At 57.6% G+C, this 26,898-nt stretch carries 22 protein-coding genes and 1 riboswitch; of the genes, 12 read left to right on the top strand and 10 right to left on the bottom strand.

Annotated elements, in window-relative coordinates; translation table 11 throughout:
- Positions 1-105: 105 nt before the first annotated feature.
- The 3 genes from N5W20_RS03810 to N5W20_RS03800 all read left to right on the top strand — a co-directional run bounded on the left by N5W20_RS03810 (position 106) and on the right by N5W20_RS03800 (position 4,709).
- Complete coding sequence (locus tag N5W20_RS03810; protein WP_319807589.1) at positions 106-1,887, top strand: hypothetical protein; 1,782 nt, start codon at positions 106-108, stop codon at positions 1,885-1,887.
- Positions 1,888-2,084: 197 nt separating this feature from the next.
- Entirely contained in the window at positions 2,085-2,501 is a 417-nt protein-coding gene (locus tag N5W20_RS03805) for a DUF2946 family protein (protein WP_319807588.1), read from the top strand.
- 111 nt (positions 2,502-2,612) lie between these two features.
- Positions 2,613-4,709 carry a TonB-dependent receptor gene (locus N5W20_RS03800; protein ID WP_408869433.1) on the top strand — a complete coding sequence of 699 codons (2,097 nt, stop codon included), beginning with the start codon at positions 2,613-2,615 and terminating at the stop codon, positions 4,707-4,709.
- A 34-nt stretch (positions 4,710-4,743) separates the two neighbouring features.
- Here N5W20_RS03800 and N5W20_RS03795 read toward each other — a convergent pair whose 3' ends face one another.
- From N5W20_RS03795 to N5W20_RS03775, 5 genes are read right to left on the bottom strand one after another with little or no spacing between them, the layout of a single operon-like run.
- Positions 4,744-5,736: a HesA/MoeB/ThiF family protein gene (locus N5W20_RS03795; protein WP_319807586.1), complete on the bottom strand. Its 993-nt coding sequence runs from the start codon at positions 5,734-5,736 to the stop codon at positions 4,744-4,746.
- The gene (locus tag N5W20_RS03790) at positions 5,723-6,346 is read right to left on the bottom strand and encodes a thiamine phosphate synthase (RefSeq protein ID WP_319807585.1); all 624 of its coding nucleotides are present in this window, start codon (positions 6,344-6,346) and stop codon (positions 5,723-5,725) included. The genes N5W20_RS03795 and N5W20_RS03790 overlap by 14 nt, the downstream gene beginning before the upstream one ends.
- Positions 6,343-7,101, bottom strand: coding sequence for a thiazole synthase (locus N5W20_RS03785; protein WP_319807584.1), 759 nt, complete (start codon positions 7,099-7,101; stop codon positions 6,343-6,345). Before N5W20_RS03785 ends, N5W20_RS03790 begins: the two co-directional genes overlap by 4 nt.
- 1 nt (position 7,102) lies before the next feature.
- On the bottom strand, positions 7,103-7,300 hold the full coding sequence (thiS, locus tag N5W20_RS03780) for a sulfur carrier protein ThiS (RefSeq protein ID WP_319807583.1): 198 nt from the start codon (positions 7,298-7,300) through the stop codon (positions 7,103-7,105).
- A complete protein-coding gene (locus tag N5W20_RS03775; RefSeq protein WP_319807582.1) occupies positions 7,297-8,241 on the bottom strand; it encodes an FAD-dependent oxidoreductase in 945 nt (314 codons plus the stop codon). The genes thiS and N5W20_RS03775 overlap by 4 nt, the downstream gene beginning before the upstream one ends.
- A gap of 53 nt (positions 8,242-8,294) precedes the next feature.
- Positions 8,295-8,423: riboswitch (TPP riboswitch) on the bottom strand.
- Between the two features lie 153 nt (positions 8,424-8,576).
- Here N5W20_RS03775 and N5W20_RS03770 point away from each other — a divergent pair.
- Both N5W20_RS03770 and N5W20_RS03765 read left to right on the top strand, forming a co-directional pair.
- Entirely contained in the window at positions 8,577-8,831 is a 255-nt protein-coding gene (locus tag N5W20_RS03770; protein WP_319807581.1) for a heavy-metal-associated domain-containing protein, read from the top strand.
- Positions 8,832-8,875: 44 nt separating this feature from the next.
- Positions 8,876-11,032, top strand: coding sequence for a heavy metal translocating P-type ATPase (locus N5W20_RS03765; RefSeq protein WP_319807580.1), 2,157 nt, complete (start codon positions 8,876-8,878; stop codon positions 11,030-11,032).
- Between the two features lie 692 nt (positions 11,033-11,724).
- Here N5W20_RS03765 and N5W20_RS03760 read toward each other — a convergent pair.
- The 5 genes from N5W20_RS03760 to N5W20_RS03740 form a co-directional block, all read right to left on the bottom strand.
- Complete coding sequence (locus N5W20_RS03760; protein ID WP_319807579.1) at positions 11,725-11,967, bottom strand: hypothetical protein; 243 nt, start codon at positions 11,965-11,967, stop codon at positions 11,725-11,727.
- Between the two features lie 131 nt (positions 11,968-12,098).
- Entirely contained in the window at positions 12,099-12,341 is a 243-nt protein-coding gene (locus N5W20_RS03755) for a hypothetical protein (protein ID WP_319807578.1), read from the bottom strand.
- Positions 12,342-12,352: 11 nt separating this feature from the next.
- A complete protein-coding gene (locus tag N5W20_RS03750) occupies positions 12,353-12,868 on the bottom strand; it encodes a hypothetical protein (RefSeq protein WP_319807577.1) in 516 nt (171 codons plus the stop codon).
- Between the two features lie 144 nt (positions 12,869-13,012).
- Positions 13,013-13,522, bottom strand: coding sequence for a hypothetical protein (locus tag N5W20_RS03745; protein WP_319807576.1), 510 nt, complete (start codon positions 13,520-13,522; stop codon positions 13,013-13,015).
- Between the two features lie 106 nt (positions 13,523-13,628).
- Entirely contained in the window at positions 13,629-14,018 is a 390-nt protein-coding gene (locus N5W20_RS03740) for a superinfection immunity protein (protein WP_319807575.1), read from the bottom strand.
- A 386-nt stretch (positions 14,019-14,404) separates the two neighbouring features.
- Between N5W20_RS03740 and N5W20_RS03735 the strand changes: the two genes are divergently transcribed.
- The 7 genes from N5W20_RS03735 (at position 14,405) to N5W20_RS03705 (ending at position 26,893) form a co-directional block, all read left to right on the top strand.
- Complete coding sequence (locus tag N5W20_RS03735; protein ID WP_319807574.1) at positions 14,405-16,624, top strand: beta-glucosidase family protein; 2,220 nt, start codon at positions 14,405-14,407, stop codon at positions 16,622-16,624.
- A 12-nt stretch (positions 16,625-16,636) separates the two neighbouring features.
- A complete protein-coding gene (locus N5W20_RS03730) occupies positions 16,637-18,013 on the top strand; it encodes a carbohydrate porin (RefSeq protein WP_319807573.1) in 1,377 nt (458 codons plus the stop codon).
- A 633-nt stretch (positions 18,014-18,646) separates the two neighbouring features.
- The gene (gene katG / locus N5W20_RS03725) at positions 18,647-20,851 is read left to right on the top strand and encodes a catalase/peroxidase HPI (RefSeq protein WP_319807572.1); all 2,205 of its coding nucleotides are present in this window, start codon (positions 18,647-18,649) and stop codon (positions 20,849-20,851) included.
- 217 nt (positions 20,852-21,068) lie between these two features.
- Positions 21,069-21,335 carry a metal-sensing transcriptional repressor gene (locus N5W20_RS03720; RefSeq protein ID WP_319807571.1) on the top strand — a complete coding sequence of 89 codons (267 nt, stop codon included), beginning with the start codon at positions 21,069-21,071 and terminating at the stop codon, positions 21,333-21,335.
- Between the two features lie 124 nt (positions 21,336-21,459).
- Positions 21,460-22,620: a TolC family protein gene (locus N5W20_RS03715; protein WP_319807570.1), complete on the top strand. Its 1,161-nt coding sequence runs from the start codon at positions 21,460-21,462 to the stop codon at positions 22,618-22,620.
- Positions 22,617-23,816, top strand: a complete 1,200-nt coding sequence (locus N5W20_RS03710; protein ID WP_319807569.1) for an efflux RND transporter periplasmic adaptor subunit — start codon at positions 22,617-22,619, stop codon at positions 23,814-23,816. The genes N5W20_RS03715 and N5W20_RS03710 overlap by 4 nt, the downstream gene beginning before the upstream one ends.
- Before the next feature lie 5 nt (positions 23,817-23,821).
- The gene (locus tag N5W20_RS03705) at positions 23,822-26,893 is read left to right on the top strand and encodes an efflux RND transporter permease subunit (RefSeq protein WP_319807568.1); all 3,072 of its coding nucleotides are present in this window, start codon (positions 23,822-23,824) and stop codon (positions 26,891-26,893) included.
- The last annotated feature ends 5 nt before the right edge of the window (positions 26,894-26,898 follow it).

The raw sequence follows: 26,898 nt of genomic DNA, 5'->3' as shown, positions 1-26,898 counted from the left end.
GTTATTGCCGCCTTAATCAGGCCCCGATAAGGTTTCACAAGATCTTCACAAAACGCAAAGAGTGACCGTTGTAATGTCTCCGAAACAGTCGGAGAAGGATCGTCATTGTTGCGTAAGTCACTGGGTTTTCAGGTCCACCCCCTATCAAGGATAACGCGGCGGGCGCTGCTGATCGGCCTTATCGCGAGCACGGCCATGCCGCATATCGGTCATGCGGATGGGATGCAGAAGCTGGAGCAGATGGAACAGCAGATCCATACGATGCAGCGACAGCTTGAATCGCTCCGCGCCGCGCACCAGAAAGAGCAGCTTCGTCAGCGGAAGGCACTGGCGCAATTACGTCGTGAAATTGAGGGGGACCCGCAGTTTATGCGCCCGCGCGGTGACGCGCTGCGTCCCGTCAGTGGGGCGCTCCCACCCGATAACATGGCCATGGCGAATTATCCCCGCATGGATGAGCGTTCCATCCTCCTGCCGCCCATCAACGCGGCCACGCCTTACGGACAATTGACGGGAACACCGACCGGACGCGTGCTCAGTCTTTCGAGCCCGCTCCGGCGGGGGCAGTTACAGGTTGGCGGGTTGCGCATCACATTGGGCGGCTATGTGGAGGCGGCATCCATTTTCCGCTCACGCAATAACGCGTCTGATATTTCCTCCAATTTCGGCACGCTGCCTTTCGGCAATGATCCCAATCATGCGATCACGGAATTCCGGGAAACAGCGCGGCAAAGTCGGCTCGCCGCCCTTATTGAAGGAAATATTGCCAGCGGGCTACGCGCCCAGGCTTATATCGAGACCGACTTTCAGGCTTCCGGCTCCTCCTCAAATTCACGTCTTTCCAACAGTTACGTGCTGCGAGAGCGTGTATTTTACGGCCAGTTGATGGATGATAAAGACGATCTCACATTGCTGGCGGGTCAGAACTGGACGCTTCTGACCCTGCAAAATCACGGTATGCGCGCGCGTGATGAGCAGACGCCGATTGTCATCGACGCACAATATATTCCCGGTTTTACCTGGACGCGAAACCCGCAGATCCGGATTGTCAAAGGGTTTGACCATTCGCGGTACAACCTGGGCCTCTCCATCGAAAGCCCGCAACAGGTGATCGCGCCGGGGCCGGGCGGGGCCTATCTGCCGCCGGGCGCGACGCACAGCACTTTCCGTAACCCGGGCGTCGGGATCAATAACCCCTCCACGGATTATTCGACTGACATTGCCCCGGATGTCATCGCCAAATTCGGCGCGGACCCGGGTTGGGGGCATTATGAGATTTACGGTTTGATGCGCGTGGCGCATAGCCGCGTCACTTATGACGGTTATGGCAAATCCGCGGCACAGATTGCGGGCGGGGGTGGCGGCGGCGCCATCCTGCCGCTGGAGAAAAAACACAAGATCAACCTCCAACTTTCCGGCCTGTTCGGTAAAGGGATTGGACGTTACAGCTCTGCCAACACGCCGGATGCGACAATCGGTCCGGATGGGCAGCTTGCCCCCCTCCCGGCCGCGCTCGCTTTGGCAGGGATTTACGGCAATGTCTCGCCGAGCTTCCAGTTATTCGCCTATGCGGGCACGGAGGCTGTTTTATCCCGGCAGTCATTTACGGCAGGCGGGTTGCCTTACGGGTATGGCAACCCCCTCTATCAGCTCTCCGGCTGTCAGCATGAGGGTGCCCCCGCCCGTCTGTGCCAGACGAGTATTCGGCAATCCGCCCAGGGCACGGCCGGTTTCTGGTGGACGTCTCTGCATGGGGATTACGGCACGTTGCGGATCGGCGCGCAATATTCCTACACCACTCTATGGTCCTTCTCCGGTATGGGCGGTGAGCCCCATACGGATGCGCATATGGCGTTCCTTTCCTTCCGTTATCTGCCATTCCAGTAAAAGCGCCTGAAGGGTGGTGCGTGCTTCCTGAAGGGGCAGGCGCCACCCGACCTGTTTTGCGCGGGCAAATCGGTCACACAAAAGTGAAATCGTTTCTATTGTGATTTTTAACCCTTCGTAAAGCTTGCGAGATCCGCGCGGGACCGGATATAGCCGACTTCAGGATGCTGTCATCTTGAAGGAAGCAGGAGGGGGCGATGCAAAGAAGCGTGCGGGCCGCAACACGCCTCAAACTGCGTCATTTGTGCCTCGCTCTTCTCATCCTCCTCGGATTTACAGGTGAACTCACCCTTCAGAGTCTGGCCACGCCCGATGAAGTCCCGCGCGCCGAAATTGTGCGTCTACTCGGCATTGATATTGCGCCAGGTGTATCTTCTGCTGCGTCAGCGGGGATGCATCACCATCATCACAAACATAAGCCCGGTCATGTGCATCAAGGGTGCGTGCTTTGTCCGCTCCTGACGCTTGCTGCAATGATGGTGGCGCAGGCTGTCATCTTTCCCCTTTCAAGTCAGCCCGTCCTGCGTCTCCACCGCGTGCTTTTTACAGCGCGCGCGCCGCCGCCGATTTTCTTTCCGCGCCCTTTCGGGCAGGGCCCGCCTTCTCCATCCTGAAATGTCATGTGTCGCGCGCCCTCCGCGCGCGGTGAGATTCCATTTTTATTTCAGGATAAATCAATGCCTGCCTCACATGATCGGCTGCGCAAATTACGGCGCGGCGTGCCCATGTTAATGCGCGCTCTGAGCGCCCTTTTACTGACCGATTCCGCCCTTTCTGCGACCCCGCGCGCGGCCATGACGGTGGAAGCGGACAGACCCATGTCCCGCACGGATTATTTCAATGTCACGGCCCGGCGGCCCGGTGACTCTCATAGTGCCGATACGTCGGACCTTCTTACCGGCCAGCTCGGTTATTCCAGCTATGTAGCGGGTGGCGTCGCCAATCTGCCCGTCCTGAACGGCATGGCGGATGACCGTGTCGCGACCATTGTCGATGGTATGCGCATGGGGGATGGCTGCCCCAATCACATGAATCCGATCATGTCGTACGTTGATCCTGACAGTGTGTCCGTCGCGCGGGCCATTGCGGGCATTACGTCCGTGTCGGAAGGGGGCGACAGCATTGGTGGCTCGGTTCTCATCAAACGCCGCCCGCTGGAATTTTCCAAAACCCATTCCGTCCTCGTCACGGGCCGGGCACGGGGTGATTATCGCAGTAATGGCGGCGGGTCAGGCGCGTCAGGGAGTGTGACCGTCGCAAATGATATGTGGAGCCTGCGTTATACCGGCTCCTACGCCCATGCGAGTGACTACAGGACGGGCGGGGCAGGGCATCGTGTCCGTTCAACTTCCTATTTGTCTTTCAATCATGCGGTCACGGCGGGTTTTCAGAAAGGCGCCCACGCGGCGGACCTGACTTTCGGCCAGCAGGATATTCCGTATGAAGGCTTCCCCAACGCCTATATGGACATGACCAATAACCGCTCAAGCTTCGTAAACGGCCATTATAAGGGGGCTTTTGACTGGGGCACGCTGGAGGCGCGTGGTTTCTGGCAACGTGTCAACCACGTCATGAATATGCTGGCGGATAAAGGTGGCCACAGTGCGACGACGGGCATGCCGATGAACACCGATAAACGCACGGTCGGTTATAATGTCGATGTGACGATACCGCTATCAACCCGGCATCGCCTGATGATGGGAAGTCAGTTCATCCATGACGGGTTGAATGATTGGTGGCCGCCCCTCATGGGCAGTAAAATGATGGGGCCGGGGACATTTCACAGCATTAATAACGGCCATCGCGACCGGATCGGGCATTATCTGTCATGGGATGCCCAATGGACGCCGAAATTTTCCTCCCAACTTGGTGTCCGCAATGATGTTGTGATGATGAATACGGGCAATGTCGCGCCCTATTCCTGGACCGGGATGATGTCCCGCCCCGACGCCAATGCGGCGCGGGCTTTCAATGCGTTGAATCGCGGGCGCACAGATGTCAATTTTGATGTGACGGCAACGACCCGTTACGTGGCCAATGAGCGTGTCAGCCTTGAAGGCGGTTTCGCGCGCAAAACGCGTTCACCCAATATGTATGAGCGTTATGCCTGGGGTATGGGCGCGATGGCGACGAAGATGATCGGTTGGTTCGGGGATGGAAATGGTTATGTCGGCAATCCTGACCTTAAACCGGAAGTGGCTTACACAGCCAGTTACACGCTCAGCCTTCATGATGCGTCACAACGGAAATGGGCGATAAACATCCAGCCTTTCTATACATACACCCATAATTACATCAATGTGACGCGCATCGGCACGTTGGGGAAAGGGTTTGAGAAGCTCCGTTTCGTCAACCATAATGCGCAAAGTTACGGCATCAATGCGAATGGCCGCGTGCGGCTTTATAATAGTCGGATCTGGGGGAGTGGCGCCATCGTGAGCTACCTGAACTGGGTCCGGGGCCAGGATGAGGTGACGGGGTCCGGTCTCTATCACCAGATGCCGGCAAGTGGCTCAATCGGCTTTCACAGCACCTATAAAAACTTCACGGGGCGGGTTGATGTCACCCTTGTGAAGCGCAAAAGCACGGTCGACTGGCTGCGTCATGAGCCGAGAACACCGGGTTACGCGTTGCTTGGGATGGGATTGCGCTATAATTGGCGGGCCTTCACACTCGACGCCGCGATCGAGAATGTCCTGGATCAAAAATATTATCTGCCGCTCGGCGGATGGTCACTTGGTGATTATAAAGCCACGAAAATACTTTCCCCTCTGGCAGGGATGGGGCGCTCCTTTAATCTGAGCCTCGCCGCGCGCTTTTGAGGACACGCACCTCCTCCTCATCGGGGGAGGTGCTTCAGGCCGAAAGCGTCATCTCGCTTTCCTGATGGAAGGCGATGATGGCGACGTTACTGTCCCCCGTCTGCCGCATGTAACTTTCCGCAGCCCGCCAGGCTGAGACGCCCCGACGGCAGATGAAGACACATCTGCGGCCCGGTGAAGCTTCAAGATGCCCCACCTCATCCGCTTCAATCGTCTGGACATCACCTTTGAAAAATCGAGGGTCAAGTTCCGCATGACGCATCAGGAAAATACGGTCCGTGGCGTTGAGGGACGTCGCACCGATAAACGCCGCGTGAGGCGTTTCAGGCTCCGAAGCGCTGTCAAAACGGAATTGCGCCGTCTTCCAACTTTCAAGATTGATCTGAAACATCAGGCCGAGGGGCGAGGGTGATGTGCTCATCAAGACATCCAGCACCATTTGCGCCTGCAAAGCGCCCATCACGGCGACAACCGGCCCCATCACGCCCGTCTCCCCGCATGTCATGACACGTGCAGGCAGGGAGGGGAATATGGCCCGGTAACTGGGCGCGTCGTGGCAGAAACCACCGACATACCCCATGCGCCCGGCCACGGAAGCGGAGATAAAAGGGGTGTTGCGCCGCTTGCATAGATCTGAAAGCGCGTAGGTCACCGCGACTTCATCCGCCGCATCAACGACGATATCGAAATCGGGGATGAGGGACACCGCGCGATCCGGCGTTATCGCGTGCGGCATCGCGACAAGCTGGCTGTCACAATTGAGCGTCGAGAGATGATGAACAGCGCATTCCGCCTTATTATGTCCAATGTCACTTTCACGGAAAATCGTCTGCCGGTGCAGATTATGCGCCGCCACCATGTCATTATCCATGATCGCGATATATCCGCACCCCGCGCCTACGAGGAGTGGCAAAAGGCTTGCCCCCAGCCCCCCCGCGCCGATGACAAGCAAGCGGGCCTGCCGCAAACGCGCCTGATCCCGTTCTCCATTGGGGAATATCCGGACCTGTCGGTCATAACGCGACATGTTGCGCCTCGCTTGTGCGTTCCAGCCAGAGCCGACAGCGTGCGACCGGGTCTGGCGCGGTGATGACATCCGTGACAACGCAGGCCACATCGGCACCGGCTTTAAGGACCCCGGGCAGACGCTCAGGCGTCAAACCGCCAATGGCGATGAGCGGGAGGGGGCTGATCCGGTCTTTCCAGACCCTGATTTTGCCCAATCCCTGCGGCGCGCACTTCATCTCTTTCAGTTTCGTCTCATAAATCGGGCCGAGCGCGATATAGTCGGGTGTCAGTGCCAAAGCGCGCGTCAGTTCCGCATCATTATGGGTGGAAAGTCCGATGCGCAGCCCCGCGCGACGGATCTGCGTCAGATCAGCATGGTCGAGATCCTCCTGCCCCAGATGCACCCAGCCACAGCCCAGCTCACACGCCATCTGCCAGTAATCATTGACGACGAGGATGGCACCGTAAGCGTCGCAAAGATGTTTTGCGTGCGCGATCTCCTCGCGGATCACAGAAAGAGGGCGGTCTTTGATCCGCATCTGGACGAGGCGCAAACCGACTTTGAGGCACGCCTCAATATGTTCCGTTGTGTCGAGGATGAGGTAAAATGACGGCAATTCAGACGTCATGTCAGGTCCGCCATGCCGAAAACAGGTGTCGATGGCTGCGCCATATCCCGGCGCGGCATAAGCCCGGCCTGAAAGGCGTCCTGCCCGGCCTCAACGGCCTGACGGAAGGCGCGGGCCATGCGTTCCGGATCACGTGCATGTGCGATGGCGGTGTTCAGCAAAATGCCGTCCATACCCATTTCCATCGCCTCAAGGGCCTGGCTCGGCGCGCCGATTCCGGCATCGATAATGATGGGCGTATCGGGAAACCAGGCCCGCATCGTCCGCAGCACCTCTTTATGCCGCAAACCCTGCCCGCTACCGATCGGCGCAGCCCAGGGCATCAGCACCTGGCACCCGGCCGCCAGTAATCTTTCCCCCAGAATGAGATCTTCCGTGGTGTAGGGAAACACGTCAAAACCGTCATTACAGAGGATGCGGGCAGCTTCGACAAGCTTGAAAGGGTCCGGTTGCAACGTATCCGCATGGCCGATCACCTCAAGCTTGATCCAGCTTGTGCCGAAAAGCTCGCGGGCCATGTGGGCTGTTGTGACAGCTTCCTTCACACTGTGGCAGCCCGCCGTGTTCGGCAGGATGCGACACGCGCTCTGCTGAAGGATCTCGCGGAAGGAGGCGCCCTCCGCCCCTTCCCGCCGTAGGGACACGGTAATGACATCCGCCCCGGACGCGATGATGGCGCGGCGTAATATAGCGGGGGAAGGATATTGCGCCGTGCCGAGGAAGAGGCGGCTTTTGAGAGGTACGCCGTAGAACATGCTACCCCCCCTGCATCGGGGAAAGAATTTCAACCCGCATGTCTGGCTGAATGATAAAGGCGGCACGCTGATCTCGCGCGATGAAGGTGCCATCGACCGCCGTGGCAACAGCCTTGCACGCGCCCGGATGGGCCGCCACCAATTCAGCGAGTGACGTTGCGTCCGTTTCAATGATGTCACCATTGACGAAAATCTTCATCTCCGCACCTCCTGAAGCAAATGGATAAGCGTTTCGGCACAATAGGGGGCCATGAGGAAGCCATGTCGATACATGCCATTCACATGCCACCGCCCATGCTCGTAGATGACGCGGGGGATGTTATCCTCAAAAGCCGGGCGCACGCCGGCCCCCATTTCCAATATTTCAGCCTCCGCGAAGGACGGGTGCACGCTATAAGCGGCAGAAAGAAGCGCCATCACGGATTGCGCCGTTGGCCGACCCGCGAAGCCTGTTTCCACCATGGTTGCGCCGATCATATAGACGCCGTCATCACGCGGCACGATGTAACAGGGAAATCGAGGATGAAGGAGGCGGATGGGACGTGAGAGCGTCAGGAGCGAATTTCTCACAATCAGCATTTCCCCGCGCACGCCGCGCAGGCCGCTCAGATGATCAGCGGATTGCAGAGCCCGGCAGTCAATGATCTGGCACGCATGTGGCAGCTTTGAGAAAGCGACATTTTCCGTTCGGAGACGGTTCTCCAGACTGGCCAACGCCTTACGCGGGTCAAGATGGCCTTCATCAGGAAAAAACAGGCCGCGTGAAAATTGATCTGCGAGATCCGGTTCAATCTCTCCCGGTTCGACCCAGCGGTGATGCGAAGTGCGCTGGCTGAAACGTTCCAGCTCACCTTGATCGCGCGGGGGCGCAACCACAAGCGTGCCATTATGCTGCACGCCCGGCACATGTTTTGACCACCATGACAAAGCGCGTTGCCCGTTTGTGACGATTGGCGCCGGTGCCGTCTCACCTTCACAATAAGGGGCGAGCATCCCGCCCGCGAGGTGTGAGATGGGGGCGGACGCGCCATCCGGCACGGTGATTTCCACGCTGTAACCGGCATCATGCAACATGGTTGCACAGGTCAGAGCGGCAACGCCGCGACCCAGCACGGCAAAGTCAGCTTCAGCCTCGGACATCGGCGCGCGTCGGCGGGTTCTGGCATGTCCCTTTAAAGGGATGTGGCCGTGTCAGCACGGTTATTTATCCTTCCTACGCCAGTATCAACTGGATCAGGTTCAAAGGGTCGCTGCACCTCCGGCATCATGTGCCAGATTGACAGCCTCTCAGCCCTTTCGGTAGGGCTCCCCCGGGTCGTGACTCCCATAATGCGAAGGCCGCGCGGCCATGTCAACGCCTATCCCACGATGGTCAGTTTCTGCATCACAATGGCGCGTGACATCTTGAAAGATGGTCGCGGAAAGTCATCTTGTTGATAGGGAATAAACATGATTGACGCTTTCCGTAGGGGCCGATGGCGCGTTCTGACGGAGGGAAGGGAGCGGGTAAAATGGGGCAGAAATTGCGTTTCAAGGTTGAAGGCATGATGTGTGAGGGATGCGTCTCGACATTGCGCAAAGCCCTGTCCCGTGAAGCGGATGTCAGCGATATCGTGATTTCATTGGAACGACATGAGCTTGAGCTGACGGTGCAAGCGCCATCTGTCACACCGACACATATTCTTCAGATTGTTGAAGATGCTGGTTATTCTGCTGCGCAACTCGATTAAGGCAAAACCCGGCATTCATACTGGTTTTGCGACAGGGACGCTTTATGTCTGACAATCTCACCCTCCGTATCAGCGGCATGAGCTGCGCCAATTGCGCGGCGCGTCTTGAACGTGTGCTGAACCGGCAGGACGGCGTGGCGGCCCGGGTCGATTACGCGTCGGAGCGGGCGGCCATTACTCTTAACGGGCCCATCACGCTGCCAGATATCTTCACGGCTATTCGCAAAGCGGGTTTTGACGCGGTGGATGAGCGGGCGGTCGGGCAGGATGCGCGGCCCGCCCGGCGCTCTCTCGGCCTCGACCGGGACATGATTTTGCTGACACTCTGCGCGGGCTTCTTCTTTTGCACGATGCTGGTCATGTGGGGAGGGTGGCACCTATCTTTCTTATCATGGCCCGAACTGGTCATCGCCAGTATCGTGCAATTCTACCTCGCGCGGCATTTCTATCAGCGTGCCTTTGCTTCCCTGAAGGGTGGCGATGCCAATATGGATGTGCTGGTCGTGCTGAGCACATCCTGCGCCTATCTTTTCAGCGTCTGGAATATGTTTCGTGGGGACAAGGCGGATCTCTATTTTGAGACGGGCGTCTTCATTATTTTCTTCGTTTCACTCGGCAAATGGCTGGAGGCGCGGTCGAAGGCGCAGGCGGCGGCGGATCTTGAAACGCTTCTCGCGTTTGAACCTGCCCTGATCCACGTTGAAACGCCGGAAGGCGTTATGGACCGACCCATTGAAAGCCTCCAGGTCGGGGATATCTTTATCATCCGACCGGGGGAAAATATCGCTGTTGATGGCGAGGTGATCAGCGGGGAATCAGAAGTCGATGAAGCGATCCTGACCGGGGAGGCGCACCCCGTCTACCGTCAGGCGGGCGATAAAGTTTTCGCGGGGACAACCAACATCAATGGCGTGCTGAAATTGCGCGCAACGTGCATCGGGGCCGATACAGTCGTGGCCCGCATGGTCGAGACTGTAAGGAATGCGCAACTGACAAAGGCACCGATCTCGCGGTGGGTGGATCGCGTGACGCGCGTCTTTGTCCCAACAATTATTGTGGTCGCCATCGCCACTTTTACATTGTGGTTTCTGCACACGCATATCTTCCTCACAAGCCTGACCGCCGCCATCGCCGTCATGGTCATCGCCTGTCCCTGCGCTTTAGGCCTGGCGACACCGATTGTGCTGATGGTTGCGGGAGGGCGGGCTGCACGAAGCGGCATCTTGATGCGCAATGCTGCGGCGTTTGAAACCGTATCAAAATCCGACACGATTATTTTTGACAAGACGGGGACATTGACGCGGGGGCAATTCGAAGTCACGGATGTGATCCCTGCTACAGGTGCTTCGGAACATGATCTGCTGACGACTCTAAGCGCCGTTGAAAATCATGCTGAGCACCCTCTCGCGCGCGCCATTGTCAATTATGCACGGTCTCACGCCATTGACGAGGTGGAAGTGACGCAATTCCGCATCATGCCGGGGCGTGGTGTTGCCGCGCAAATCGGGGATGACGCCGTCATGGCGGGCGCGCCAGCCTACTTCATCTCTGAGGGATACGCGTTGCCTGAGACCGTGATTCAACCTCTGGAGAATCAGGGCAAGACAATCGTCGTCGCGGCGCGCAGGGGCCAAATACTGGGCGTTATTGCCTTGGAAGACACGCCGCGCAGGGACGCGAAATCCGTCATCGACAGATTGCGCCATGAAAATATTACGCCGGTTCTCCTGACGGGAGATCACGCCGCTTCCGCCAGGCATATTGCGACGCAACTCGGCATCGCAAATATCCATGCCGGTATTTTGCCGGACGGGAAGGCCAGGCTTGTCAGGTCCCTGCGTGAGGACGGGCATTTCGTGGCCATGGTGGGCGATGGCGTCAATGATGCGCCAGCGCTGGCCAGTGCTGACACCTCGATCGCGATGGGCTCGGCTGCCGCGCTGTCAATGAATCACGCCGATATCATCCTGATCCGCAATGACCTGTCGGCGATTAGCGACCTTATGCAGCTTTCCGGCGCGGCGTTGCGCAAGATCAAAACTAATCTGGTGCTTGCCTTCCTCTATAATCTTTGCGCCATTCCTGTTGCGGTGATGGGTCTTTTGACACCCGCCGTGGCGTCGGCGGCGATGGCGCTGAGTTCCCTTTCCGTCGTGATGAATGCGCTGGCCTTACGGCGCTGGCAGCCCGGCAAAAACTGAGTCGGTCGACGCGCCACTGCCTGAATGTGATGAACAGGGCGGAGAGATTCGCGCGAATGTGACGCCTATTTGATGACCGACGAAGGTTCAAAAGCGACGTTCAGGCGAAAATCAATATGATCACAAATGAGGGTGAGTAAGGCGTCGACGAAAACTTGGGGGTGGATTGCGGCCTTATAATGCTGCGATGGACGAGGACTGTCATTGCCTTTCCACCGTTGTCGATAAATGGAAATTTAATTGTAAGGCTATGATTTTCCGGCAAGTTTTCGCCGGATGGGGCGCTTCGGGACCTTCATGGATCCTGAAGAGGGTTTACAACGTTAAGCTCGTAACCGTCCCTAATGGACGATGAGACTTCGCCAAGTTTTTCGTCATGGAAAAAGGTAAGGAGGCCTCATCGAAAGTGCTTCAACGTCCTCTATTAGCCAAAATTCGTCGAGATGAAGTATTCGATCTTTCAGCGCTCATGGTTGGACGAAGGCCACCCGCCTTGAATGACTCGCGTTGGCGCATGTTTCAGGACGGGCAAACCCCCCAGGATGGTGAGGCTGCATTTTTTATTTCAGATTCAATGATTTATTTTGGAGTCTGGGATGATGGGCAGGATTGTTTCCTTGTCGCAAGGTCAAAAAGGATGCGGGCATCAGCCTGGATACCGCTTGCCCATTGAGGTGTGAGATCCGCCCGCTTCACCGGGCCGCTTTGCTACCTGCACGTTCACGCTCGTTCTGTTGCTGCATGTAATATTGGTAGGACGCGGCCTCATTCTGCTCCTGCACGGTTTCGACAGCATTGATTTTCCGGCTCATTTCTTCCGGCGTGATCTGCGCTGCCTGCGGCGGTGGTTTCGGATCACCGCAGCCTGCCATGCTGATCGCCAGACTTGCAAACCCGATCATTTCCGCTAACCGCCTGGAGCGCGTATATCGCATGTTCGTTCCTTTACGAGCCGAGTTCAGTATCAAACTGGCGAGACACCTGCCCCTTACCGGGCCAACAGGTTCGGTCAGTCGGGGCATTATCACGCGGAGACGTTAAAATCCGAAGAAGCCCCACCCGCTCTCTACCTGCCAGCCTGAACGTCGATCTGGGACCTCTGTTTTGCCGCTTCATCAGCAACATGTTGCTGCGCCTGCATCATCTGATATTGGTAGGCTAAGGCGTTATCGCGTTCAAACTCATCTTGCATGGCTGCGAGTTGCTGCTGCTGCGTGACCGGGTCGAACTCCGCTGTCTGGGGTGGCGGAGTTGGGTCGCCGCAGGATGACAGGGCCAGGATGGTAGCGAGCAAGCCGTAGCGGCGCATGGTAGGGAAGGTCATTTGCCGGACCGTGGGCATTGATGATTGGGCTGCACGCGCGTCTCAGTGCGGGTCATGGCGACCAGCATGGCCTGGCCCGGTGTGAACTCGCACAAACGCCCGACCTGAGCTGAGCTATACATGGCATTGCCATCTTTATAAGCGATCTGCACGCCATTGACGAAAGTCGTGTCCGGCACGATGGAACCTGCCGCGGCACCGGCAACACCCCCGCCAAGCCCGCCCAACGCCGCGCCAGCATTGGAATGCCCGACACCAAGCCCAAGCCCGACCCCCAGCCCGGCGCCCAGAATTCCGCCCGCAATCTGTGCCGCTGTCTGATTACGGGAATTATTGACCTGCACACGTGCGGGCGCCACCCCGATGATTGTGACGATTTTGAGGGCCTGACGTTGATTAACCTGCGCGCTGCCGTACGTATCGGCGCGGTTTTCCGTCCCTGGTGCGGCGCAGGATGCCATCATTGTAAGCGCAATGATGGCTGAGCTTTGGCGAAACATTTTCGAAGACATACGCTTGATTCCCAATCGAACATTTTTAATTTTCTGACGAATAAAGCGTAGTGTTTCCCAGTCATTAACTTATGGCAAGCATTTTACGCGCCATGAAATAGTTTGACGGATGGATGGATCGGTCGCCCGACCCGACTTACCTTGTTATTTCGTTGCGCATTGACGGTTGGGCTGGATCCGCGTCTGGGTCGCGTTCATCGCGATCAATGTTGCCGAGCCCGGCCCGTATTCACAAAGTCGTCCAACCTGCGCGGAGCTGAAAGCCTGATGGCCATCCTGATAGGCAATCTGCACGCCATTGACGTAAGTAGTGCTGGGCACGATGGACCCGCCCGCCGCGCCTGCGGCGATGCCGCCCAGCCCGCCAAGCGCACCCGCGGCGGTTGAATGCGCGACCCCTGTGCCCAGCCCCGCACCGAGGCCCGCACCCAGAATGCCGCCAACAATCTGCGCCGTGCGCCGTCGGCTGGTATTATCGACCTGAATGCGCGCTGGCGAAACGGAGATGATGGAGACGACTTTGATGGCCTGACGCTGATTGACCTCGCCCGCCATATAGGTGTCCGATCGGTTTTCCGTGCCCGGCGCTGCGCAGGATGTCACGGCGATCAGGGTAGCGAGGGATGCCAGGGTTGTCACGCGGGCGGTCATCACGAAGTCCTTCTGAAACTGTCAGAAATGACACGCGATGAACGCTGAAGAGTTGCATTAAAACCTGGTAAAGAGACACGCCGAAACCGTGCGGGATAAAAGGCCGAGCTTAGAAATCCGTCTCGATTTTGGGGTTATTGGCATATTCATGCAGCAGGGACATGACGTGGCTCGCATTTTCGGACAGCCCGACGACGAGCAGGACCGTCAATATAACGATGATCACGAGCAGAAGCGTCCGGGACCGTGTCGCATTTGGCGATGGAAGGGGCGTACCGAGCTGATTGAAGAAAAACAGCCGACGCGCCTCATATTCATCCCGTCGTTCAATCAGAAGCGCGATGAAGAGCGTCAGCACCCATCCGATGAAAGTCCAGCCGAGAAAGAGGTTGAGCAGGAAAAGGGCGGGCAGATGATGCGTGTTGCGAAATGCCGCAATGATGCTGGGCAGGAAATAGAGACATGCAAAAAACAGAAGGATGAACAACAAGAATTCCATGGGTCAACTCCTGACTGACGCCCGGGAAGCATCAACTAAAATAAGAGAGGTTTCAAACGCTTTTCTCATTTTGGGACGGCAGGGGCGCATCTTCCTGTAACGCAAAGTATTCGACGCGCGCCGAGGCGATAAAACCGGTCGGCATTAAGTATTTTTCAGGAAATGCCGTCAATGCGGGGCCGATTCGCTCAATACGCCCCAAAAGCCGCCGCCGGGCGCCTGTCTAAAAATGACCGCGCAGGATCGCGTTTAGTTGATGGCAACTTCACATGTAACATAACATTTAGATTATATAATTTGTTACAGAAAACACGGCAATGTTATGAGTAAGTCATTAACAGCATGTGAGATTTTTGTCGTGTTAACGCACTCAAAGGGGATGCACGATGAAAAGAAAATTAGCGGCCATGATGCTGGCGACGGCCTGCCTGACCCCTGTCCCGATCACGGCGCACGCCCAGCAGGTCTGGAAAAACCCTGACGCGACACCCTCCGAGCGGGTCGAATCCCTCCTGAAGGCCACGACGCTCGATGAAAAATTCGCCATGCTGACCTCTGAATGGGGCGCGACCTATAAAAGTCACAAGAAACCGATAGGGGCTGTTGGCTCAGCCGGATACAGTGCAGGTAATAAGCGCCTCGGCATCCCGGCATTACAATCGACCGATGCGGGACTTGGCGTTACCAACACTGTCAATATGCGCCCTGGTGATGGTGCAACAGGTTTACCGAGTGGTCAGGTCATTTCCGGGACTTTTGACCCCGCCTTCGGATATCAGGGTGGCCGCATGATCGCCACTGAGGCGGCACATCGCGGTCTCAACGAAATATTGGGTGGTGGCATCAACCTCGTGAGAGACCCGCGTGGCGGGCGGAACTTCGAGTATGAAGGAGAGGACCCGATCCTGGCAGGTGATGTTGCGGCAGCATTGGTCAATGGCGCGCAGGATCAGCACGTGCTTTCAACCATTAAACATTATGCCCTTAATTCGATCGAGACCGCGCGAAGGGAAATGAGCTCGGTCATTGATGAGCAGCCCATGCACGAATCTGACCTGCTGGCTGTCAAAATCGCGATCGATAAGTCTGATCCGGCATCCGTCATGTGCGGTTATAACCGCGTCAATGGCGTGCATGACTGCCTGGACCCCTATCTTCTGACAACCGTTCTGCGTCAGGAATGGGGCTATAAAGGCTATGTCATGAGTGATTGGGGCGCTGTTTATGACGGTGATGCGGCCTGGAAAGCCGGGCTCGACCAGCAATCCGGCCTGCCTCTGGATAAAGAGGCCTGGTTTGGCGATTACATGAAGAAGAAAGTCGTCGCCGGAGAAATCCCTGTCTCGTCCGTCGATGAAAAATTGCGCCACATCCTTTATCCGATGTTCAGAAACGGGCTTTTTGAAGCGCATGCGCGCCCGACCGAAACGGCGAAGGATATCGCTCAGCACACGGAAGTGGCGCAGAAAATCGAGGAAGCCGGTGCTGTCCTCCTCAAAAACGACCATGATATACTGCCGTTGAAGCAGGGACTGCGGAAAATCCTCGTCATTGGTGGTCATGCGGATAAAGGCGTCATGACCGGCGGTGGCAGCAGCGCCGTCACACCCCGGGGCGGGAGCCCGGTGCGCGGTGATGTGCCCAATGATGTCCAGCATTGGCCACGACCCATCGGCTATCTGACCGGCGCGCCGCTTGATGCGCTGAAGGCTGAAATGCCACATACGCAAGTGACGTTCCTGCCTGGAGATGACCTTGATGCGGTGAAGAAAGCCGCGAAAAAGGCGGATCGCGTCATTGTCTTCGCCTCAAAATGGGCAACTGAGGTGATTGATGACGCCGATCTGTCCATGCCGCATCATGAAAACGCCATGATTGAGGCAGCAACGACGGCGGGTAAACCGGTCATCGTCGTGCTCCAGACGGGCAATCCCGTTTTGATGCCCTGGGCGGACAAAGTGGATGCGGTTCTTGAGGCATGGTTCCCCGGTTCAGGGGGCGGGAAGGCGATTGCGCGGCTTCTGACCGGCAAGGTCAACCCGTCAGGACGGTTGACGACCACCTGGCCCGTTTCCGTCTCACAATTGCCGCGGCCGGAAGTGAAGGGAATGGGACTGGATTTCTCCCCCTTCATAAACCATGCGCCAGCAGATTATGACACGCAGATTGATCTCAATATTGAAGGCGCCAATGTCGGCTATCGCTGGTTCAGCCTTAAAGGGGAGAAACCGCTTTATCCATTTGGCTATGGATTGAGTTACACATCCTTCACCCATACCGGCCTCAAAATTGACCCGTCGGAAGACGGCCTCGTCGCCCATACCAAGGTGTCAAATACAGGCAGGCGCGCCGGTGCCGATGTCGTGCAGATCTACGTCAATCTACCTGATGGCTCCCCCGAGCGTCTTGCCGGATATTTGCGGGTTCAACTCGCGCCCGGTGAATCGAAGGATGTCACCATTCCGCTTTCCTCCTACGCGCTTGCACGTTTCGACACCGCGTCGAAACATTGGGTGCGGAAGGCTGGTGCGTATCGCTTCCGCGTTGCCACAAATAGTTTTGACAATGCGGGCCCGTCTCTGACGTCTGAGCTTGCGCAGAAATAAAGAAACAGAAAAATGAAAACAGAAATCGCGCAGCGCCCGAAAGCTGCGTCGGTGAGAGTGGCGATGCTTGCATCGCTCCTCATCGCCTGTGTCCCTGTGCCCGCACGGGCACAGCTGACGAACCTTAACGGCGTTTCCAACGCCACTATAGAAAGCCGGAAGATGTTACCGGGGCCGGAATGTCAACGTTACGACCCGATGATCACACAAGGGTCTGAGTCACCCATCATCACGACCTGTGACACGCTGGCGCCTGGCCAGTTCGGGCTACGGAAATTTCTGGGAGATCGCGGATTTTTAATTGAAGGATTTTACACAGCTTCCATGATTTATGATGTGTTGGGGCATCAGCATCGGCCCCAGCTCTATAATGGTCAGCGGCCGAATTTCAGCGGTAATCTCTGGCTGAATATGACGTATGATCTTGAGCGGGTCGGGCTTAATCCCGGCTCCCAACTGACCGTCTCCATGAATAGCTGGCAAAGTGCCTATACGGGCGCCGGCATCCGCGCCACCTCACTCAGCCAGGCGACCATTCTGCAGAAGTTTTTCGATGGGCACGTGTCGGTACTTTACGGCTATTACGCCATGCTCGGCCAGTTTTACGGGATGTTTTTAGGCACGAGCACCGCATCCTCGGCTTTGGGGCCGTTAAGTATCATCCCCAATCAGGTCGGGCTGTCAATGTACACGCCCACCCCGGGGGTGGATGTCAGGATTTACTTGCCGGACCGTCGTTTCTATAACCATATCGGCGTGGCGCGAAGCCAGAGTGCCCTTGGCTTCCTGGCGGACTCCCGTGCCAACCCGTCCGGCGTCAAGTTTCAGGTCGATGGCACGCGCGCCGTCGTCGTGGATGAAATCGGTTTCAGGGTTCATCCGCAAAGCCATGTCAAAATGACGTGGTTCCGAGCCGGTGGGATCTATAATGCGACGCCCTACCGGGATTTCCGCACAAATCAATTCAGCTCCAGCAATAACGCCTGGTACGCCGTCATTGACCGGCAATTGCTCCAGCCGGACCCTGACAATCCCTATCGCGGGTGGTATGTCGAGCTTAAGACCGATCATGCGGATCGCCGGAGGAACATCTTCACAGATGACTACGCCGCCACAATTTATTCCATCGGGCCGTTAAAGAGCCGCCCACGCGACATGTTATCGATCGGCTTTACGTATAATAAGATCGGTCCCGCTGCGATGCGCAGTTTGCAAGCCGGAAATGGCCGCCCGTTTGACCATAGCACGACGACATCCGTGGCCTATGCGGCCCATGCCATGCGGGGGGTCTATTTCACTACAACCGCCTCTTACACAACAAAGCCCTTTATTGCTGAGGCAAAACCCGACGCCTTCTCGCTTCAAGGTAACCTGACATTGTCTTTCTGACCCTCTCCCGCGTCGAGAGACATGTGCAACGATGGGTGGTTTTCCGAGAAACCATCAATCATGCCGTCCGACAGGTAAATTCTTTATCGTCCTGACGGTGAAAGCTTCTGCTTCAATGCGCACCGTCAGGACATTCGCGCCCCTTCACCAGACATCTCCGGCATCGCCACCTCCCCCAATTCCGATCCCTTGAAACGTGCCAGGACGCGGCCTTCCCGCAAGTCTTCCGATGGACGGTGCGCGGTTGAACTCAAATCCATCCTGGAAAATTGGTTCGGGCATTCAAGTATGTCGGCGTATGAGATTCACGGAAAATGAAATGGGATGAATGCTGCGTGGCTGACGGGTCGCGTATTTAAAAGTCGTCGTCACGCATCTTTCCATCTATGCCAGTGTTACGGTCAGTGTCGAACCTGTCACCGCTGCTTCCACCTGCGGCGGCGTTAAGAGTAAATTCCGATAACTGATATAATATTTTCCAGTTTCCTCACGTCGTATTTGATCAGCTAATGGCCATTAACGCCGCAAGGCCATCCAATCCGGTCCCGGCTTATCAGGAAGCCAATCTAGGTGGAGAATTTTATGAGAATTTCCCGTTTATGCGCAGTTCTGCTCCTTTCAGGAACCGCGCTTATGTCATCAAACAACGTTGCCCGCGCCGACGGTATTGACAGGCCCAACGAATTTTACTGGCCGACCCGCCTCGATCTTAATCCGCTTCGCTTCCATAACCCGGATAACGTGCCTTACGGGGCGGGTTACAGCAAAGAATATGCCAAAAAATTCGCAACGCTCGACCTCAAGGAAGTGCGCGCGGACATTATGAAGGTCATGACGACGTCACAGGATTGGTGGCCCGCCGATTTCGGCAATTACGGGCCGTTTTTTATCCGTATGGCGTGGCATAATGCCGGCACTTACCGCAGTCTCGACGGGCGCGGTGGTGAGGAGGGCAGTCAGCAGCGTTTCGCACAGCTAAATTCCTGGCCGGATAATGCCAGTCTGGACAAAGCGCGCCGCCTCCTCTGGCCGGTCAAACAGAAATATGGCGAGAAGCTCTCATGGGGTGACCTCATTGTTCTGACGGGTGACGTTGCCCTTAATTCCATGGGTTTCAAAACCATGGGCTTCGTTGGCGGCCGCCCGGATGACTGGCAGTCCGAGCTTGTCTATTGGGGGCCCAGTGCAACATTTTTCCCGACCAAGGGGGCTAATCAGGGCAAGTTTGATGCCCATGGCAATGCCACGCTTGAGAAGCCTCTTGCCGCGACCGTAAAGGGCCTGATTTACGTCAACCCGGAAGGCCCTGGTGGCGTGCCGGACCCGGTTAAATCTGCCAAAATGACGCGTCTGGCTTTTGGCCGGATGGGCATGGATGATGAGGAAACGGTCGCCCTGATTGCAGGCGGTCACACTTTCGGTAAATCCCACGGCGCCGTGCCCTCCAAATGCATCGGCCCGGCACCTGACGATGCCCCCGTCGAGCAGCAGGGTATTGGCTGGAAAAATAATTGCGTCAAAGGGGCTCCGACGCCGAATGACGCCATGACGAGCGGCATTGAAGGCTCCTGGACCGGCGACCCGCTGAAATTCACGAATAATTACGTCAATAACCTGCTGAAATATGACTGGGTCAAGACGAAGAGCCCGGCCGGGGCCTATCAATGGATGCCCAAAACCGGTGGCCGGGTCGTGCCTGACGCGACGGACCCGCGCGACCCCAGCAAGCGCCATCCGCTGATGATGTTCACAACCGATATCGCGATGAAAGTGGACCCGGTCTATCGCCGCATCATCGAGCGCTGGTCGAAACACCCGAATGAGTTTGCCGACGCTTTCTCACGCGCGTGGTTCAAGCTCGTCGTCCGCGATATGGGGCCGACATCACGTTATGTGGGGAGTGAAGTCCCGAAAGAGACCTTTGTCTGGCAGGATCCGCTCCCGAAGGCCGATTATAAAATGATTGATGCGGCGGACATTGCCAGCCTCAAATCCGCCATCGCCAATACGGGACTGTCCGACCGTGAGCTGATCAAGACAGCCTGGGCCTCCGCCGCGTCACATCGCATAACGGACCATCGTGGCGGTGCGAACGGCGCGCGCATTAATCTGATGCCGGAGAATAACTGGGCGGTGAATGACCCGGATGAGCTTCAGAAAGTGTTGCCGAAGCTTGTTGAAGTGCGGGACCACTTTAACGGCAATGACAGTAGCGGCCGGAAGGTCTCCCTGGCGGATATCATCATTCTGGGTGGCAATGTCGGGCTGGAACGCGCGGCCAAAGCGGCCGGTGTTACGATTGATGTGCCCTTTGCGCCCGGCCGTGTCGACGCCACACAGGCGCAGACGGACATCAAGAATATGAGCTTCCTGGAGCCAAAGGCGGATGCTTTCCGCAATTATTATCGCTTTGAGGAGGATGAAAAATCGCCGCCGGAAATGCTGGTGGATAAAGCCAGCACACTCGACCTGACCATCCCCGAAATGACCGTCCTTCTTGGCGGGATGCGCAGCCTCGACGTGAATAGTGGTCACACCCCGGAAGGTGTGCTGACCGACCATCCGGGCGCGTTGACGAATGACTTCCTCGTCAATGTCCTCAGCATGGATACACGTTGGGAAAAAATCCCGGGCAAGCCGGGGATTTATCAGGGTTTTGACCGTAAAACCGGTCAAAAACGCTGGACGGCGACAAGTGTGGACCTTGTCTTCGGCGCCAATGCCGAATTGCGTGCGACGGCGGAAGCTTATGCTTCAGCCGACTCGAAAGACCGCTTTTATGCTGACTTTGTCAAAGCCTGGACAAAAGTCATGAATCTCGACCGTTTCGACCTGTAAAGAGGCGATCCGGACGCGCCCTCATCCGCAAGGGTGAGGGGGCGTTTGCCGCACCGGAAATTGACGCGATGAGAGAGGGTCGGGGCGATAACGTCCCTCGGCCCTCTTTCATTTTATGGCGCTGATTTCAGAAACAGTGCAGGCGGGTTGACCGCGCATCCCGATCTTAAAAGAAAGTTTCATATCTTCCCCCTCCCGGGGAGGGTAGGTGGGCGCCATGAGACATGACGCCCATATCCTGATTCAGCAGCGCCTCAAACAAGCCCTCGGCCATATTGGCGCTGTCATTGACATGGCGGAAGCCGGGCGCTCCTGCAGCGATATCGCCCAACAGCTTGAAGCGATTGAAAGCACGATCCGCGGTGCGAAACGCCTGCTGGTGCAGAACCACCTTAAGCAATGCATCACCGATGCCCTATGTGAGGGCAAAATGTCGCGGGAAGACGCGATGGCGCAATTTACGGACCTGACAAAATATTTCTAAGCGGTGACGCATGTGGCCTTTAGCGCGCTTTCAGAGCATCTCCATCCTCTTCCCGATATGCGCTGCATTGTGCGTGATAGGCCCTCACGCGATCCGCAAGGCCCGGGCAGGTGATGAGGGTGTGATGACATTTCGTCAGGCCCTTAACGCCGCCTGGAATAATGATCCGATCCGGCAGGAGCTGGCCGTCAACGCGTCTTCCGCACGGGCGCGCGCCGCCGCTGCACGCGCCTGGTTTGCGGGGGGACCGAGTTTTACAGCCAGTTATTATGATGACCGCGCCGCGGGCACGCATATTGGCTATATCACTTATGAAGGGACGGTTTCTGTGCCGCTCTGGCTGCCTGGTCAGGGCACGGCAACAGAGACAGTGGCGAAAGCCGACGCAGCTAAAGCCGTTGCGCAGGTCGATGTGGAACGTGTTGCAATCGCCGTGCGCGTCTTACAGCAGGCAGAAGAAGTGTCATTGGCCCAACGCCGCCTGACCATCGCCAGAGCCATGGCGAAATCCCTGTCACGCATGGCGGACGTCACGCACAAAGCCTATGAAGCCGGTGAGGCCACCTCCGCGGATATGCAGGCTGTTTCAGCCCAATTGGCCGATGCACGGTCTGAAATCGCGATGGCGGAAGCGGAGAGGACCGCATCTTCCGCTGCGATGATGACATTGCTCGGCAGGGCGGGCACGCCGGATTTATCAAGCGCGGATGATAAATGGCTGGCACGTTGGCGGCCTGACCATATAAGCGACATGGAGATGCGCGACCCGCGCGTTGTCGCGTCACATAAGGAAGTCATGGCCGCGCAGGCGCAGATGCACCTCGCCCACCATAATTACATGCCCAATCCGGAAGTCGGGCTCGTCGCGCTTGATCAGGGGCAATATGCCAGTCCCTGGGCCACGCAGGTGGGCATGACCATCCGTGTCGCCCTGCCCAGCGACGTGCAGAACGTGCCCCAGATCGCGGCGGCGCAGAATCGTCTGGCGGCGGCAACACGGGCAGAGGTGGCATCCCGTCGCGCTGTGCATGATGAATTGCGTCGGGTCATTTCATGGGTCGACGGGGCGCGTCAGGCGCTGAATCAATCCCGCCAAAGTGCGGCGCAGACACTCTCCCGCGCGAAGACAATGGAACATTCCTGGTCACTGGGTGAGACACCCCTGATCGAAGCGCTCCGCGCGCAGAATGATGCCTGGCGCGCGCTGATGTCCCTGAACCGCGCGGAAATAGCGTTTCATGCGGCTGTCATAAGGCTCTGTATCGCGACAGGAACCCTCCCATGATCCGCCGACCACGTCGCTTCACTTGTCTCATACTCGCCCTCGCGCCGGCTTTAGGGTGCTTCTGCATGGTGACAATGGGCCGAACATCCCCTGAAGCAGATGTGCCAGTCTGGCTGCGGTCGGTCACCTTCTCAAAAGCCGCGCAGGAGAGTGAGCAATTGCAATTCGGCATGACGCGCTTAGGCACCCTCACCGCGCGCCTTCCGGCCATGGCGTATGTCACGCATGATCGTCTTCACGCCATCAGCATCCGTCCCGCCGGGGAGGGGAAAATCATGCATGTCGCCGTCATGCCCGGGCAGCGCGTGCATAAAGGGGATGTGCTGGTGACATATCATGATCATGCCCTGCACACGCTTTACCTGCAGCAGGCGGAAGCCGCCTCGGCACTTGCCTCAGCCGATGCCGCACTTTCAGAGGCCGAAAGCGCCTATCAACGCGGCGTCAAATTACGCGGCAGCAGCGTGACGCAAGCGGAAATTGAGCGGCGTCGCACATCTGCAAAACAGCAGCGCGCCATGCACGTCGCCGCGCAGGCGCGTGTCAAGCTGATCACCCATCGTTTGACGGAGGAATTTACTTCCCCGACAGAGAGTATCGGCGAGGATGAGACATCCCACCTTCTGGCGCCCGTAGATGGGGTCATTGAAACCGTCAATGCTGCCGAGGATGATGATGTCAGGCAGGGAGAGGTAATCATCTCTCTGGTAGATGTGAGTCACGTCTGGGTAATTGCCGAAATCCGACCTGAGGAGGCCGCGTGGCTGGCGGTGGGTGGCGCCGTCACGCTGCGTCCCTCGGGGCAGGACATGTCGCGGCAATTGACTGCGTATATCGCGACGATCGACGCCGTGGCTGACCCCGCGACCGGATTACTGAGAGTGACGTCTGTCATAGAAAATCCGGACAATATATTACGACCGGGTGAAATGCTGGATGCATGGATGGACACGACGCGCCAGGCTTCCGGCGTCATTGTGCCGCGTGCCGCCATCCAGGACATCTCGGGGCATCATGTCGTTTTCGTTCCTGTCGGGAGGAAAGGGAAATTCCAGCCCATCGCGTTGCGTCCGCGACTTGAGTCCGGTGATGAGGCCGTTATTGAAGGCGCCTTGACCGAGGGGACAAAAATCGTCACGCAAGGGAGTTTCGCGCTCAAGGGCGCTGCGCTGCTTTCAGCGACAGGCGGCGACTGAGTGTGATGCTGAAACGCATTCAGGCGCACTCCGCCTTTATCCTCACGACGTTTCTTCTGCTTTTTCTGGGTGGTCTGACGCTCATACCGGGCCTGCCGGTTGAGCCTGTGCCGGATATTTCTCCGCAACAGGTCATGGTGTCCGTCACAGCGCCGGGCCTCGCGGCGGCGGAGGTGGAACGCCTCATTACCTTCCCGCTGGAAGCCAGCCTGACGGGCCTGCCGGAGGTTACAGACCTGCGTTCCGTCTCGCGTAGTGGGGTGTCGGTTGTTTATCTGCAATTTTCTGACTCGTCCGATATCCATCTTGATCGGGAACGTGTGAGTCAGCGCCTTCAGGCTGCGCGGGACATGATCCCCGTGCCCGGGGTTACCCTCAAAATGGGCCCGCTCGCGACCGGCATGGGTGAGATCATGCAGATGCAGATTGCAGGTGCAGGGTATGACCTCGTTCAGCTCAACCGGATCATGAACTGGACTGTCGTGCCGCAGCTCAAACTGATCCCGGGTGTTGTGGATGTCAACGTCAATGGGGGCGCTGAAGAAACCTTTCAACTCACCCTCAACCCCGCCCGCATGATGGCGCATGGCGTCGCCCTGCGTGACATCATCCAGGCGGTTGACAGTAATAATATTTCCTCCGGCGGCGGTTTCGTCTCGGCGCAGGATGAGCAGCGCGTGATTGTCGGGCGTGCGCGGATCCATTCCCTGGCGGAACTCGGTGCGATCCCCGTGCGGATGGCGCGTGACGGGCGCGCCATACGTATCCGTGACCTTGGCCAGGTGGAAATGGGGACGCGCACGCGGCTTGGCGCCGTGACGCGGGATGGCAGGGGTGAGATCGTCAATGGTGTCGTGCTGATGCAGAATGGCGCCAGCTCCAACGCGACGCTCGCCGCCATCAAGACAGCCTTACCAGCGATCAAAAAATCGCTTCCGCCGGGCGTGACGCTGGACATATTTTACACTCGTCACAAGCTGACGCGTGAGACGACGGGGACCGTCAAGGAAAATCTGATCTATGGTGCCATCCTGGTTTTCGCGGTCCTTTATCTTGTTCTTGGTGATCTGCGCGCGACATTTGTCATTATCTCCGTCATACCCGCGGCGCTTATCTTCGCTTTGACCGGGATGCGCGTCACGGGCGTCTCCGCCAATCTCCTCAGCCTCGGCGCGATTGATTTCGGCATGATTGTCGATAGTGCGCTGGTGGTTGTCGAGCATATCATCGTGGCCCGTCATCAGGTGCGTGACCGCCAAGCTTTTCATGACCTCGCCCATGATATCCTGCGCCGCGTCATCAAGCCTGTCTGTTTCGCGATCCTGATCATCATTCTCGTTTATCTGCCTGTCCTGACCCTTCAAGGGGTCGAGGGGAAGATGTTCCGGCCAATGGCGCAGACGGTCATTATGGCGCTCCTCGCCTCGCTTCTCTACTGCGTGTTCTGCATCCCCGCCCTCGCCGCGATTTTTCTGCGCTATGGCATTGAAGATCGGGAAACGCGTCTGGTCAGGCGGTTAAGGGCAGCCTACGAGCCTGCCCTCGCATGGTGTGCGGCGCGTACGCGCTGGGTATTGGTCGCGACAATCAGCGTTTTCTGCGTGTCCATTCTGCTTGCAGCCCGTCTTGGTGGTGAGTTCGTGCCGAAACTTGATGAGGGGGCGCTTCTGGTCAATACGCTGCGCCTGCCGAGCGCCGCGCTCAATACCGTCCTGCGCGGTGTGACGGAGGAGGAACGCATCCTTCGTAACTTCCCCGAGGTTGAGACGGTTATCAGCAATACCGGCACGTCCGCCATCCCGACCGACCCGATGGGGACGGGGGAGACAGATACGTTCATCTTCCTGAAGCCGCGCGCAACATGGCGCACGGCCAGGACAGAGGCCGGGCTTGTCGCGAAGATGAATGCAGCTTTGCAGGACCACCTGCCGGATGCCGCCTATAGCTGGACACAGCCCATTCAGATGCGCATGGATGATCTGCTTGCCGGTACGCGGACGGAGCTGGCAATTTCAATTTATGGGAATGATCTGACACGTTTATCGCGCCTGGCGGCGGAGACGGTTCAGGCTTTGCGGGATGTTCCCGGCGCGGCGGATGTGTCTTCCGTTTCGGAGGGGACAATGCCTTTCATCCATGTGGACATTAATCGGGATGCGGCCGCGCGGCTGGGCATCTCCGCCAATGACATCACTGAAACGGTTGAGGCGATTGGCGGGCGCATCGGCACGGCCATCATTGCTGATGATGCGATTATCCCAACCCAGATCCGTTTCGCGGCGGGCACAGTGACATCGCCCGAGGATATTGCCCGCCTGATGATAAGGCGGGCGGATGGTGGCGGCTGGGTGAAAATGGGTGAGGTGGCGCATATTCAACAGACAGAAGGGCCATCGCGCATTGATCGGGATGGGTTCCGGCGTCGCGTCATTGTGCAGGCCAATATTCGCGGAAGGGATGTTGCAGGCTTCGTGGCCGCGGCCAGGCAGGAGGTTGCGCGCAGGGTGGTCCTGCCGCCCGGCTACCACATGGCCTGGCATGGCGCGTTTGAAAACCTGCAATCCGCCGTGCATCGTCTTGCCATTGTGCTTCCGATTGCGCTGATACTCATGTTGGGTTTGCTGATCTCCGCTTTATCCTCCCTCCGGCCCGCCTTGCTCGTCTTCTGCAACCTGCCGATCGCCGCATCGGGTGGGATCCTTGCTTTGACCTTGCGCGGAATGCCCTTCAGCATCGCTGCGGGGATCGGCTTCATCGCCTTGTTCGGCGTGGCGGTGCTGAATGGCGTCGTGCTTATGACTCAGATGCGCATTTTCCAGAAAGGCGGGATGGGGGTGGCGCAATCAGCTTTTGAAGCTGCGCGGGCGCGCTTCCGCCCGGTGATCGCAACGGCCGCCGTTGCCAGTTTCGGCTTCCTGCCCATGGCGTTTTCCGAAAGTGCCGGGGCGGAGGTGGATAAGCCACTCGCCAGTGTCGTGATCGGGGGGCTGATTTCCTCGACAATCCTGACGTTATTTGTCCTGCCCGTGGCGTGTGCACGGTGGGGCGGCGGCCTGTCGCGTCGCGGTGACGCCTGACGTTT

Origin of the sequence: Candidatus Kirkpatrickella diaphorinae (assembly GCF_025736875.1) — a bacterium.
GTDB lineage: Bacteria > Pseudomonadota > Alphaproteobacteria > Acetobacterales > Acetobacteraceae > Sorlinia > Sorlinia diaphorinae.
This window is presented reverse-complemented; position numbering and strand designations above follow the sequence as displayed.